Below are 13,397 nucleotides of genomic sequence, written 5' to 3'. Positions count from 1 at the left end.
GCATGACTCGCTCCTGGCTCGTGACCGGACTCATGGTGTGCCTCGTGTCGTGCGTCCTCGCCGGGTGCGGCAGCGCCGCCGATGTCGCGACGGGTCGCTCAGGACCAGCCGGTGCCGCGGCGGCCGTCCCGACGCTCACCGACGGCGGCGGCGTGGTCGTCACCGCCCGCGACCTCGACCCCGCGGGCTCGTTCCCCGAGCAGGCGACCGCGGTGGCCGTCTACGTCGAGCCGCTGTGCCCGCACTGCAAGGCGTTCGCCGCTGACCAGGGGCGGCTGCTCGAGGCGCGGCTCGCGGAGGGCGCGATCACGCTCGAGTACCGGTTGGTGTCGTTCCTCGACAACGGCAGCACCGACCGCGCCTCCGCGCGGAGCGTCAACGCCGGATTGTGCGTCGCCGCCGCCGAGGGGGCGGCGGAGTACGCCGCGTTCGTCGCCGCTCTCCTGGAGCATCAGCGCCCGGGCGGTCTGTCCGACACCGACCTCGTCGGACTCGCCGATGAGGTCGGCGCCGCTGACGCGAGGTCCTGCATCGAGACCGGGCAGCACGCCGGGCTGGTCCCTGAGCTCACCGAGGACGCGATGGGCAAGATCGACGGGACACCGGCCGTCGAGGTCGACGGCACCATGCTGACGAGCACGCCGACGACGGTAGAGCTCACCGCGCTGCTCGGCCGTACGACGGTCTGAGCGGCTGGCCGGCGCCGGGGACGTCACCCGGTCAGCGCCACCGCGTCGAGCGCGGTCACGAGGGCTCCGACGACCGAGGCCTTGTCGCCCAGCGTGGACAACCGCACCTCGATCGCTCCCTCGAGCCCGTCGACCGCGTGACGGCGCAGACCGTCACGGATGCCGTCGACGAGGATCTCGCAGGCCAGGTCCCCGCCCACCACGATCACCTCAGGGCTGAGCAGGTTCGCGAGGATCGCCGACCCTTGCCCGAGCGCCCGGCCGGCGTCCTCGAGGAGGCGCCGGGCGCCCGCGTCTCCTGAGACGGCGAGGTCGGCCAGGTCGTGGACGGCCAGGTCCGGGGCCCGTCCACGCAGCTGCTCGATCAGTCCGCTACCCCCGGCGTACGCCTCGAGGCACCCACGGCTGCCGCACCGGCACAAGGGTCCGCTCTCGTCGAGCGTCACGTGGCCGAGCTCACCGGCGGTGCCGAGCCCGCCGCGATAGAGGCGGCCGTCCAGCACCAGTCCGCAGCCGATGCCGGAGGAGGCCTTGAGGTAGGCCAGGGTCGTCACCCCGGGATCGTGGTGGTGCTCGGCGAGCGCACCGAGGTTGGCGTCGTTGTCGACCAGGATCGGGATGCCGAGCACGGCCGAGGCCACGTCGGCCGCGGCCACGCCGACCCAGCCCGGGAGGATCGAGCCGGCCGTGATGCGGCCGTCCTTCGTGATCGGCGCGGGGAGCCCGAGGCCTCCGGCGCGCACGGCGTCGCGGCTCTCCCCGAGCTCGGCGAGCAGGTCGTCGAGGAGATCCTCCGCCAGCGCGAGGCCATCTGCGTACCGGTGATCGTTGTCCAGCGGGCGGCGTACGCCGACCAGCGGGCGGCCGGCGAGGTCGCCGAGCGCGACCTCGAGGTGGGAGTGACCGAAGTCGAGTCCTGCGACGAGTCCGGCGCGACGGGAGATCTGGACCGTGAGGCCTCGACGGCCGGCTCCGCCGGAGGTCTCGACGAGCCCGGTGGCGACGAGCTGGCGGACGATGTTGGACACGGTCGCGGGCGCGAGATCGGTGCGGCGGGCTATCTCGGCCTGGGACACCTCCGTGGCGGTGCGGAGGACTCCCACGATGCGCTCGAGGTTGGCAGAGCGCAGCGCCGAGGGCGAGCCGGTGGGAGGCATGGGCACAACCTAATCAGATCTCGTGAGTCGTCAAGAGGTGAACATTTCACAGATATGTTTCGATTCTGCAACGCTCATTCGTTCATGACTTGACGATTACGCGGAAGGTCCCAAGACTGTCGGCGGCGGACCTGCAGCTGTCCGCACCACATCATCTGGGAGGACATCGTGAACAAGTTTGCGCGCACCGTCGTAGGGGCGGCGTCGGTCGTGGTTCTCACGGCCGCACTGGGCGCTTGCGGCGGAGACGACGACGGCGACGGAGGTGGCAGCGACAGCAAGACGATCGCGCTGCTGCTCCCCGAGACGAAGACCACCCGTTACGAGGCGTTCGACAAGCCGCTGTTCGAGGCCAAGGTCAAGGAGCTCTGCGACGACTGCGACGTCAAGTACCTCAACGCCGACCAGGACTCGGCGAAGCAGCAGCAGCAGGCCGAGTCGGCGATCACCGACGGTGCCGCCGTGCTGGTGTTCGACCCGGTCGACGGCGACGCCGCGGCCGGCGCCGTGAAGTCGGCGCAGTCGTCCAAGGTCCCGGTCGTGGCCTACGACCGGTTCATGGAGGGCGCGGACTACTACCTGTCCTTCGACAACGAGAAGGTCGGCGAGCTCCAGGGTCAGGCGCTGGTCGAGGCCACCGGTGGCTCCGGCGACATCCTGATGCTCAACGGTTCGCCCACCGACCCGAACGCCGCCCAGTTCAAGAAGGGCGCGCACAAGGCCATCGACGCCAGCGGACTGACCGTCGCGGCGGAGTACGACAACCCCGACTGGAGCCCTGACAACGCTCAGAAGTTCGTCACGTCGCAGCTCAACAACGTCGACGGCGCCGCGCTCGCCGGCGTGTACGCCGCCAACGACGGCCAGGCCGGTGGCGTGATCGCTGCCCTCCGCGCCGACGGCATGACGAAGTTCCCGCCGGTCACCGGTCAGGACGCCGAGCTCGCCGCGATCCAGCGCATCGTCAGCGGCGACCAGTACATGACGATCTACAAGTCGATCAAGACCGAGGCCGAGAAGGCCGCCGAGGTGGCGGTCGCCATCGTCAACGGCGACGACGTCGGCGAGACCACCGACTACGAGGGTGTCGACTCGTTCATCTTCGACCCGGCGGTCGTCACCAAGGACAACATCAAGGACACGGTCGTGGCTGACGGGTTCTACACGGTCGAGGACATCTGCACCCCCGAGTACGCCGACGCGTGCAAGGCTGCGGGCCTCAGCTGATCAAGCCTTCGGGGTCCGGGTGGTCACGCGCGTCGTGACCACCCGGGCCGTTCCCGTTCCTCACCATCAGCGAAGGACATCATGAACGACGGCAGCCAGCCGATCCTCTCGCTGCGCGGCATCGACAAGCGCTTCGGCGCCGTGCAAGCCCTCAGCGACGTCTCCGTCGACGTGCGCCCCGGTGAAGTGGTCGCCCTGGTCGGCGACAACGGCGCCGGCAAGTCGACCCTCGTCAAGATCATGTCGGGCGTGTACCAGCCCGACGGCGGCGAGATCGTCTTCGACGGACGCCCCGTCACGATCAACGGGCCGAAGGCCTCGCAGGCCCTCGGCATCGCGACGGTCTTCCAGGACCTTGCTCTGTGCGACAACCTCGACGTCGTCGCGAACCTCTTCCTCGGCCACGAGCGCACCAAGGCCGGAGTGCTGGACGAGGTGGAGATGGAACGCCACTCGTGGGAGCTCCTGCAGCAGCTCTCGGCCAAGATCCCGTCCGTGCGCATCCCGATCGCCTCGCTGTCCGGCGGACAGCGCCAGACGGTCGCCATCGCCCGCAGCCTCGTCGGTGAGCCCAAGGTCGTCATGCTCGACGAGCCGACCGCGGCGCTGGGTGTGGCCCAGACGGCCGAGGTCCTCAACCTGATCGAGCGGTTGCGCAAGCGTGGGCTCGGCGTCGTGCTCATCACGCACAACATGGCCGACGTCCAGGCTGTCGCGGACCGGATCTACGTCCTCCGGCTCGGACGCAACAGCGCCGAGTTCGCGATCGGCGAGGTCACGACGGAGCAGCTCGTCGCTGCCATCACCGGCGCCTCCGACAACGTTGTGGCCGAGCGTGCGGCCCGCGACCGCTCGGGGTCCCCGATCACGCCGGACGCCATCGACCCGTACGCCGTCCTGCCGGACGGCGCCGGCGGGCCGGGGCACGTGAGCCCCGACCCCGACCAGGAGCGCGACGCATGACCACGACCTACGACAAGACCGACGAGCGGCTCCTCGAGAGCGAGTCGCCCCGCGCCGTCCTCAGCGGCTTCGGGCGACGGATCCGGTCGGGCGACCTCGGCATGGCCCCGGTCATCATCGGCCTGGTCCTGATCTGGCTGATCTTCTTCCTCCAGAACGACCGGTTCCTCTCCTCGCGCAACCTCGTCAACCTCAGCCTCGACTCCGCGACGATCGGCATGATCTCGCTCGGGATCGTGCTCGTCCTGCTCCTCGGCGAGATCGACCTCTCGGTCGGCTCGGTGAGCGGCGTCGGCGGTTCGATCATGGCCGTGCTGCTGGTCTATCAGGGGTGGCCGCTGCTGACGGCGATCCTCCTCGCGCTCGCCGTGGGTGTCGCGATCGGCACGTTCTACGGCCTGCTCTTCACGCAGTTCGGCGTGCCGAGCTTCGTGATCACCCTGGCCGGACTCCTCGCGTTCCTCGGGGTCCAGCTGTGGGTGCTCGGGAGCCGCGGCACGGTCAACCTCCCGATCGACTCGTGGATCATCGATTTCGCCAACTTCTCCTACCTGCCCGACCCGGTGTCGTACGCCCTGGCCGTCGCGATCGGTGCCGTCTATCTCGCGCTGCGGCTGCGCACGATCCGTCGCCGCCGTGCGGCGAACCTGTCGGCGCCGTCCCTGCGGGGCGCGGTGATCCGGACGGTGCTGATGGTGGCCGCGATGCTCTTCGGCGCCTGGTACCTCAACCAGGACCGCGGCGTCGGCTACATGCCGTTGTTCTGGGTGGCGATGATCGTGGCGGTCGACCTGATCCTCCGCAAGACGCGCTTCGGACGGTCGGTCTACGCGGTCGGCGGCAACGAGGAGGCAGCCCGGCGCGCCGGCGTGCCGGTGAACAGGGTCTACATCACCGTGTTCGCCGCAGCCTCGACGTTCGCCGTCCTCGGCGGGATCCTCGCCGCCGGCCGGCTGCAGTCGGTCGCCCAGTCCAGCGGTGGCACCGACACCAACCTGATGGCGATCGCGGCCGCGGTCATCGGCGGGACCAGCCTGTTCGGCGGTCGCGGCTCGGCGTACGCGGCGCTCTTCGGGATGCTCGTGCTCCAGTCGATCACCAGCGGTCTGAACCTCATCGGCGTGGAGGCCGAGGTTCGCTACATCGTCACCGGCGCGGTCCTGCTGCTCGCCGTCACGATCGACTCCCTGTCGAGACGGGCGCGCCGGAGCTCCGGCACCGCTTAGCCCTCGTCCGGGAGTCTCCACGGGGCGTCGTCGCTGCTGCGGCGACGCCCCAAGGCTTTCCCAAGGGATCCGCAAGCGGCTCGCGTGAGGCTCGTTGTCATCCAGACCGGATGACAAGGAGCACTGGTGATGTCCAGCATGTTGTACCGCCTCGGTCGAGCGACCGCGGCGCACCCGTGGCGCACGGTCAGCGCATGGCTCGTCGTGGTCGTCGGGGTGCTCGCGCTCGCCGCGAGCGCCGGAGGCGCGACCCATGACGACTGGGACGTGCCCGGCGCCGAGGGCCAGGTCGGCCTCGACGCCCTCCGCACCCACCTCCCGGAGTCCGGTGGCGCGAGCGCACTGGTCGCCGTCCACGACCCTGACGGAGGCGCGCTCGTCCGAGCCGACCTGTCCCGGATCGCCGGCACGCTGGAGGACGTCCCGCACGTCGCCCAGGTCTCGCCCCCGAGGCTGTCGGCCGACTCCGACACGGCACTGCTCACCCTGCGCTACGACGTGCCGGTCACCCACCACGAGGTCATGGGCGCGCTCGAACCATTGGAGGACGCGGTCTCGGCCGCGGGGGTCGACGGCCTCGACGTCGAGTACGGGGGAGAGGTCCCCGGGTCGGCGATGGAGATGAGCGGCCGTGGCGAGCTGATCGGCGTGAGCGTCGCTCTGGTCATCCTCGTGCTCACGTTCGGCTCCGTCGTGGCAGCAGGTCTGCCGCTCGCGGTCGCCCTCGTGGGTCTCGCGGTCGGGAGCGCAGGGGTCACGCTGCTTGCCGCGGTGATCGACGTCAGCTCGACCGCCCCGACCGTCGCGACGATGGTGGGGCTGGGCGTCGGCATCGACTACGCGCTGCTGCTCGTGACTCGCTTCGTCGAGGAGCTCCGCCGCGGCCGGTCCAGGGTCGACGCCGCAGGGACCGCGGTGGCGACCGCCGGCCGCTCCGTGGTGTTCGCGGGCCTCACGGTGCTCGTGTCGTTGACGGGCCTGGGCCTTGCCGGTCTGCCGACGTACTCGGCGTTCGGGGCGGCGACCGCGATCGCGGTCGCCTCGGTCATGGCGACCGCGCTGACGCTGGTGCCCGCGCTCTGCGGTCTCGCCGGCCATCGCCTCGTGGCGCGGAAAGACCGTGGGCGTCCCTACGAGAACGGTGGCCCGCGCAGCGTGCGCCGGACCCTCACGGGACGGTGGGCGCGCCGGGTCTGCAAACGACCGCTCCCGTGGGCGCTCGCGGCACTCGTCGTCCTGATCGCCCTGGCTGCACCCGCGCTCGGCATGCGGACCTTCCCGCAGGACGCCAGCGCGGACCCTGCCTCGTTCACGACCCGCCAGGCCTACGACCTCGTCGCCGCGGAGTTCGGGCACGGCGCCAACGGGCCGTTGACCTTCGTGAGCGACACCGGTGCGGTCGACCCCACCGACACCGAGCGCCTCCGCTCCGACCTCCTCGACGACCCGCGCATCACGTCGGTCGGTCCCGCGACCACGTCGCGCGACGGGGCGATCACCGTCTTCGACGCCCAACCGACGACGGGTCCGCAGGACGAGCGCACCAGCGACCTCATCGCGTCTCTACGGACCGATGGGCTCCCTGACGGCGTCGAGCTGACCGGCACGACGGTGATCCTCGCCGACATCTCGACCATGCTGTCCGAGCGGATGTGGGTGGTCGTCGGCTTCGTGGTCCTCGTCTCGATGCTCCTGCTCGCGATGATGTTCCGGTCGGTCATCATCCCGCTCAAGGCCGCCACGATGAACCTGCTGTCGATCGGTGCCGCGTACGGGGTCGTGACCCTCGTCTTCCAGCACGGGTGGGGCTCGTCCCTGCTCGGGATGGACCGCGCTGTCCCTGTCTCGAGCTGGGTACCGATCCTGATGTTCGCGATCCTGTTCGGGCTCTCGATGGACTACGAGGTGTTCCTGCTGTCACGGATCCGCGAGGCCTGGTTGCGGACAGGGGACGCGCGGGGATCGGTGGTCACCGGCCTCAGCGCGAGCGCACGGGTGATCTCGAGTGCGGCGGCGATCATGGTGGCGGTCTTCCTCGGGTTCGCGACCGAGGACACCGTCCTCGTCAAGATGCTGGGACTCGGGATGGCGGTGGCCGTCGCACTCGACGCGACCCTGGTCCGCCTCGTGCTCGTCCCGGCCACGATGACGCTGCTCGGTCGCGCGAACTGGTGGCTGCCGCCCTGGATCGACCGGCGGCTCCCGCACGTACGCGCCGAGCTGGACGCCGGCGCAGTCACCGCACCGGCACCGTCCGGTCCTGGTGCGACCGACGAGAGAGAGCAGGCTCCGGCATGAACGGCATGAACGGCATGAAGGGCACGAACGACATGAACGGCACGAACGACATGAACGGCACGACGCGCGAGCACCCCCTCCAGCACGAGGTCACGGCGGTCGTCGAGGCCGCACGGACGACGCCGCTCGGCGACCGGTTGGCGTGGGCACGCCTGCACCGCCGCTGGGGCCGGCTCAGCGGCGCACCACAGACCGAGGCTCTGATGCGCCAGGAGACCGATCTGGCGGAGACCATGGCGGTGTGCGGGGAAGGGCTCGCGTGGATGGCCGGCAACGGAGATCGCGACATCCGGGCGGCGCTTCTCGTCAGGCTCGTGCAGACCGGGCGGCGGATCGACTGTCTGCTCGCGGGCAGCGAAGCCCTGACGCCCTGATCCCTACCGAGGCTCAGAAGCCGTGCAGGTCCCGTTGACGGAGGAACCACTGCTCCGCCAACGGGATCTGCCACGTCTGCATCAACCGTACGGCGTCGTCGGCGTGCCGCGTCGCGAGCCCGATGTCGTCGTCGGCAGCGGCGGCGAGCGCGAGGAACGCGTCGACCGGTCCCATGGCGATCGTCGAGCCGGCGCTCAGGACGCCCCCGCGCAGCGGGGCGAGCCGATCGTAGGCGGCTGCTGCGAGGTCGCGGTCGCCGAGAGCGAGCCCGACCTCGGCCCCGAACCCCCAGATCAACGGAGCGATCCAGCTCTCGTCGTCGAGCGTCGGCCGTGAGGTCTCGAAGAGCTCCCGGGCCGCGTCCGTACGACCGAGTCGCAGCAGGAAGCCGGTCGCGGCCATGTGGATCGGCACCCGCGCTGCCGCCACCAGCTCATCGAGGACGCCGTCCTCGCGGTCGTCGAGACCGCCCCAGATCGCGAGCACGAGCATCAGGCCGCCGACGGCGTCGTACTTGTGGGGCACGGCGATGGTGTCGACGAGCGTCATGAGGCCGTCCAGGGTCGCTCGGGCCTCCTCGAGCTCGCCGCGCATCGCGAGCCACGGCAGGCGCATACAGTCCAGGAACCACCGGACGTAGGTCAGCTGGAGATCGTCCGCGAGACCGTCGGCCTCCGCCAGGTCACGCTCGAGGTCCTCGACATGACCGAGCTCGCCGTGGACCGCGGCCCGCTGCGCGAGCGCCATCGCCTCACCCCGGGCATCGCCGAGCCGGCGGGCGATCGCGACCGCCTCGTCGGCGAGTGCCAGCCGTTGAACGGCCGTCCACGGACGCCAGACCGCCAGGAACGCCGCAGAGCACATCTCCATCAGGAGCGCGTCGTCACCGAGCCGTCGCGCCATCTCGAGTCCTTCGGCGACGAGCAGCTGGCACTCGGACTCCGTGGCGCTGTAGTACACCTCGTTGGCCAGGCTGATCAGCAGCGTGCACCGCAGGGGCGAGTCCCCGCCCGGCAGCGCGGCGAGAGCGCGCCGCTGGGCGCCGACGATGGTCTCCTTCGTCTCACCGAAGGTCGGGCTCTGCCACAGCGCGCCGCGCGTCGTCGCGACCGCGGCCCGGGCGAGCAGCTCGGGGTCGCCGAGCTTGTCCGCCACCGTGATCGCCTCCTCGACGGCGTCGGTCAGGTCGTCCCAGCGGGCCGCCCAACGCGTCGCGTCGGCGCGCGCCAGCAGGAGCTCGTAGCGGTCGGAGAGGGTGGCATCGGGGTCGAGGTCGATGCGGCTGAGGGCCAGGGCCAGGAGCTCGGCGGCCTCCTCGTGGCCGTGGCGGCGCTGCGCGGCGAGCGCGGCCCGGTACGCCGACGTCCACGCCTGCGCGGCATGGTCCTCACCCGCATCGGCCCAGTGCCGCGCGATCTCCGCGGTCCGGCTGGAGGCGCGCTGGTCGAGCCGGAGCGCCTCGGCGATCCGGGCGTGCATGCGCTGGCGGCGCGACGGCGACAGCGTCGCGTACACCGCGTCCCGCACGAGCGCGTGCGAGAAGCGGAACCGGTCGTCCCCCTCGTCGCGCACCATCCCCGCGGAGGTCGCGGGCTCGAGGCGGTCGAGGACCGTGAGGTCGTCGAGCCCTGTGCTGCTCACGACGGTAGGCAGGTCGAAACGTCGTCCCACGACGGCGGCGTGACGGAGCACGTCGAGGGTGCCGTCGGGCACCGCGGCCAGTCGGCGCCGTACGACGTCGGTGACGGCGGTCGGCGGCTCGAGCGCCACGTCGCCACCCGCCTCGTCGAGGAGCCGGGCGTACTCGACCACGAAGAAGGGGTTGCCGTCCGTACGCTCCTGCATCACCCGGGCCGTCGCAGGGGCGACGGGGTGCGAGGAGAGGGCCGTCAAGACTTCCCCGGTCTCCGCCGCGGAGAGACCCGTCAGCGCCACTGACACCGCGTGCCTGCGCGCGAGCGCCTCGAGCGTCTCCGCGACGGCCCCGTCCTGCTCGGCGTGGGTGCGCATCGTCACCATCAGGAGCAACCGGCCCTCGTCGGCGACGGCGCAGAGGTGGCGCAGAACGCCCAACGAGGACGGGTCGGCCCACTGGAGGTCGTCGAGCGCGACGACCAGCGGCTGCTCGTCCGCGGCGTCGAGCACCTGCCGGCAGATCTGCTCCCACGCGGCGAACCTCTCGCTGTCCGGGTCGCCGCCCACGGCGGTCGGGACGTCACGGCCCAGCCCTTCGAGAACGGCTTCCCACGGCCACAGCGGCGGCGCGCCGCTGTCCTGGGAGCAGCGTCCGACGAGGACGCGCGCTCCGCGCTCGCGGGCGCGCGCCAGCACCTCGGCGACGAGGCGGGACTTGCCGATCCCCGGCTCACCCACGAGGCAGGCGAATTGCGGGCGTCCGGTCTCGGCCACCTCGTACCGGTCCAGGAGGACGGCCAGCTCGCGGTCGCGGCCGACCATCGGCCACGCAGGCAGCTGCGGCAGTCGGGGCTGAGGCCCTCGAGGGAGAAGACTTCGAGGGGGAGCGGGCACCGTCTGCGGCTCGGCCGTCGCCGTCGAGGGTGACGACGGAGTCGTCTCGGTCCAGGTGATCGCCGGGTCCTGCCGCAGGATCGCCGCCTGCACCTCCTGCACCTGGGTCCCGGGCTGGATACCGAGATCCTCGTCGAGCGTCGAGGTGAGCACCCGGACGGCCTGGAGCGCGTCAGCCTGACGTCCGCTGCGCGCCAGGGCCACCGCGCGCAGCGTCCAGAGCCGTTCACGGAGGGGGTGCTGCGTCGTCAGCGACTCGAGCTCGGCCGCGACCGTCGCGTGCTCGCCCTGCGCGAGTCGCACGGCGGCGCGGTCCTCGCACGCGACCAGACGCAGCTCGTCGAGACGGGCACGCTCGGCAACGGCCTGAGGGTGCTCGCCGAGCTCGTCGTACGGACGCCCGCGCCACAGACCGATGGCGGCGTCGAGGTCACGCGCAGCCTGCTCCAGCACGTCGGCCGTCGTGACACCGGGTCGGGGGACGGCGTGCCGGACGAGCGGACCGAGCCGCCGGTGGGCCCCGTGCATGAGATCGCTCGCGGTGGCGGCGTCGAGCGCGAGGCCCGACGTGTCGAGGACGTACCCACCGCTCGAGGTCCGCAGCGGCGGGTCCGCGTCGTCGGGCACCACGGTCGCCAACGCCCTGCGGAGGCCGGAGACGTAGGCCTGGAGCGTGCCGTGCGCACCGGCCGGGGGACGGCCGCCCCAGAGGTAGTCGATCAGGGTGTCGACGCTCTGGACGCTCCCGGCGCCGAGCGCGAGCGCGGCGAGCAGGACGCGGTGCTTGCGCGTCCCGAGCGCGACCGGCGGCGAGGCCTGCTCGCGGTGCATCTCGACCGGGCCGAGAACAGCGAGCCACATGGCCCTGAGCATAAGCGCGTGCCGGTCCCAGGACCGGCGATCTCCCGTACGCCGAGCCGATCCCGAGGGATCGTCCCACCACCGCGACCGCCGACCGGGGGCACGGAGTCGGGCGCCGTCACGGCGCGCTGCGTGCGCCGTGCGGCAGACTTGCAGGGAGATCGGCCTCGTTCCTGGCCGCGATCACCGACAGAGGAGACATCACGTGACCACCCATGTCCTGGACGACCTCGAGGCGCGCGGACTCGTCGCGCACTCGACGGACCGAGACGCCCTGCGCGCCGATCTGTCCGCGGGGCCGGTCACGTACTACGTCGGTTTCGACCCGACGGCGCCCAGCCTGCACATGGGCAACCTCCTCCAGCTGCTCACCGCGCGGCGCCTCCAGCTGGCAGGACACCGGCCGCTGATCCTCGTCGGCGGCTCGACAGGTCTGATCGGCGATCCCCGCGACGTGGGGGAGCGCACGATGAACAGCCGCGACACCGTCGCGGAATGGGTCGAGCGGATCCAGGCGCAGGTCGAGCAGTTCGTGTCCTTCGAGGGTGACAACGCCGCGCGCGTCGTCAACAACCTCGACTGGACGAAAGACGTCAACGTCATCGACTTCCTGCGCGACATCGGCAAGCACTTCCCGGTCAACCGGATGCTCGACCGCCAGGTCGTCGCGAGCCGGCTGGAGTCGGGGATCAGCTACACCGAGTTCAGCTATGTACTGCTCCAGTCGATGGACTACCTCGAGCTCTACCGCCGGTACGGCACCTCGTTGCAGACCGGCGGCAGCGACCAGTGGGGCAACATCACGGCCGGCGTGGAGCTGGTGCGGCGCGCCGAGGGTGCCAAGGTCCACGCACTGTCCACGCCCCTGATCACCAAGGCCGACGGCACCAAGTTCGGCAAGTCGACCGGGGGAGCGCTCTGGCTCGATCCCGAGATGCTCTCGCCGTACGCCTTCTACCAGACCTGGATCCAGGCGGAGGACACGAAGGTCGTCGAGTACCTCCGGCAGTTCACGTTCCTCGATCTCGAGGAGATCGACGCGATCGTGGCGGAGTCGGCCGAGAAGCCCGGGTTGAGGATTGCCCAGCGCAGGCTCGCCGCCGAGGTGACGGCTCTGGTGCACGGAGCAGACGAGGTCAAGGCGGCCGAGCAGGCCTCTGCCGCACTCTTCGGCCGGGCCGAGCTCGGTGATCTGCCCGAGTCGACGCTGCGAGCAGCCCTGAGCGAGGCCGGCCTGGTCGCCGTCCCACGGGGAACCACCGTCGTCGACGCATTGGTGAGCGCCGGCCTTGTCGACAGCCGGTCTGCGGCACGTCGAGCAGTGACCGAGGGTGGGGCGTACGTCAACAACGTCCGCGCCGAGGATCCCGAGGCGACGCTCGACGACGCCGGCCTGCACGGGGGCCTGGTGGTCCTGCGGCGCGGCAAGAAGGCGGTCGCAGGCGCCGAGGTGAGCAGCGCCTGACCGGTCTGTCCAGGCTTGTCCGAGAGATCCCCGAGGCTCGACACCCCAACGCGGCGCCGGGCCTCGGGCTTTCCGACCCAAAACCGCCCCTGACCTGCGAAGACAGTGTTTGTGAGCCAGCCCACACGACCCCGATTTGACCGGCCGTTTTCCGCCGCGTAATGTTCTTCTTGTTGCCGGGGACGGCGGCGGGCAAGGCCGAGAGGCCGGGCACGCGGCCCTGGTAGACACCCCCCTCTCTCTGAGACCACCGACCGGCTGGCCATCTTGGCTGCCGAGCAAAGCTCTGGTAGGTTTGGGGGTCGCGCCTTGGTCTGATGCTCCTGTGTGGGGTTGAGGGTTTTGTGTGTCTGATGTTTGAGAACTCAACAGTGTGTCAAAAGTCGACGAGATAATCAGCGACCTTGATGATGGCCTGGTTTTGCTGGGTTGTTGTTTTGGTCAAATTCCGTGACAGAATTATTTGTCAGCAAATAGTGATGTCCGGGGTTGAACGTTTTTGTTGTGCCTGGCCGTTTGGTTGGGTTTCGATGGAGAGTTTGATCCTGGCTCAGGACGAACGCTGGCGGCGTGCTTAACACATGCAAGTCGAGCGGTAAGGCCCTTC

The 13,397-nt window shown here is 70.6% G+C and carries 9 protein-coding genes and 1 rRNA gene; 8 read left to right on the top strand and 2 right to left on the bottom strand.

Features of this window, described 5'->3' with window-relative positions; all coding sequences use genetic code 11:
- Nucleotides 1-2 precede the first annotated feature (2 nt).
- Nucleotides 3-689, top strand: a complete 687-nt coding sequence (locus KV097_RS08495) for a thioredoxin domain-containing protein (RefSeq protein ID WP_220365639.1) — start codon at nucleotides 3-5, stop codon at nucleotides 687-689.
- Nucleotides 690-712: 23 nt separating this feature from the next.
- Here KV097_RS08495 and KV097_RS08490 read toward each other — a convergent pair whose 3' ends face one another.
- Nucleotides 713-1,846, bottom strand: coding sequence for an ROK family transcriptional regulator (locus KV097_RS08490; protein WP_220365638.1), 1,134 nt, complete (start codon nucleotides 1,844-1,846; stop codon nucleotides 713-715).
- A gap of 168 nt (nucleotides 1,847-2,014) precedes the next feature.
- Here KV097_RS08490 and KV097_RS08485 point away from each other — a divergent pair, with 168 nt between their 5' ends.
- The 5 genes from KV097_RS08485 (at nucleotide 2,015) to KV097_RS08465 (ending at nucleotide 7,934) form a co-directional block, all read left to right on the top strand.
- The gene (locus KV097_RS08485) at nucleotides 2,015-3,073 is read left to right on the top strand and encodes a sugar ABC transporter substrate-binding protein (RefSeq protein ID WP_301021524.1); all 1,059 of its coding nucleotides are present in this window, start codon (nucleotides 2,015-2,017) and stop codon (nucleotides 3,071-3,073) included.
- An 81-nt stretch (nucleotides 3,074-3,154) separates the two neighbouring features.
- Complete coding sequence (locus KV097_RS08480) at nucleotides 3,155-4,036, top strand: ATP-binding cassette domain-containing protein (RefSeq protein ID WP_220344688.1); 882 nt, start codon at nucleotides 3,155-3,157, stop codon at nucleotides 4,034-4,036.
- Nucleotides 4,033-5,262 carry a sugar ABC transporter permease gene (locus tag KV097_RS08475; protein WP_220365637.1) on the top strand — a complete coding sequence of 410 codons (1,230 nt, stop codon included), beginning with the start codon at nucleotides 4,033-4,035 and terminating at the stop codon, nucleotides 5,260-5,262. The genes KV097_RS08480 and KV097_RS08475 overlap by 4 nt, the downstream gene beginning before the upstream one ends.
- A 129-nt stretch (nucleotides 5,263-5,391) precedes the next feature.
- A complete protein-coding gene (locus KV097_RS08470; RefSeq protein ID WP_220365636.1) occupies nucleotides 5,392-7,560 on the top strand; it encodes an MMPL family transporter in 2,169 nt (722 codons plus the stop codon).
- A complete protein-coding gene (locus KV097_RS08465; protein ID WP_220365635.1) occupies nucleotides 7,557-7,934 on the top strand; it encodes a hypothetical protein in 378 nt (125 codons plus the stop codon). The genes KV097_RS08470 and KV097_RS08465 overlap by 4 nt, the downstream gene beginning before the upstream one ends.
- Nucleotides 7,935-7,947: 13 nt before the next feature.
- Here KV097_RS08465 and KV097_RS08460 read toward each other — a convergent pair whose 3' ends face one another.
- A complete protein-coding gene (locus tag KV097_RS08460) occupies nucleotides 7,948-11,325 on the bottom strand; it encodes a BTAD domain-containing putative transcriptional regulator (RefSeq protein WP_220365634.1) in 3,378 nt (1,125 codons plus the stop codon).
- 205 nt (nucleotides 11,326-11,530) lie between these two features.
- Here KV097_RS08460 and tyrS point away from each other — a divergent pair, with 205 nt between their 5' ends.
- Together tyrS and KV097_RS08450 are read left to right on the top strand one after the other, a co-directional pair.
- Nucleotides 11,531-12,790: a tyrosine--tRNA ligase gene (tyrS, locus tag KV097_RS08455; RefSeq protein WP_308289375.1), complete on the top strand. Its 1,260-nt coding sequence runs from the start codon at nucleotides 11,531-11,533 to the stop codon at nucleotides 12,788-12,790.
- Nucleotides 12,791-13,317: 527 nt separating this feature from the next.
- A 16S ribosomal RNA gene (locus KV097_RS08450) occupies nucleotides 13,318-13,397 on the top strand; the annotation flags it as partial.

The sequence above is a fragment of the Mumia sp. zg.B17 genome, assembly GCF_019550915.1.
Taxonomy (GTDB): domain Bacteria; phylum Actinomycetota; class Actinomycetes; order Propionibacteriales; family Nocardioidaceae; genus Mumia.
This window is presented reverse-complemented; position numbering and strand designations above follow the sequence as displayed.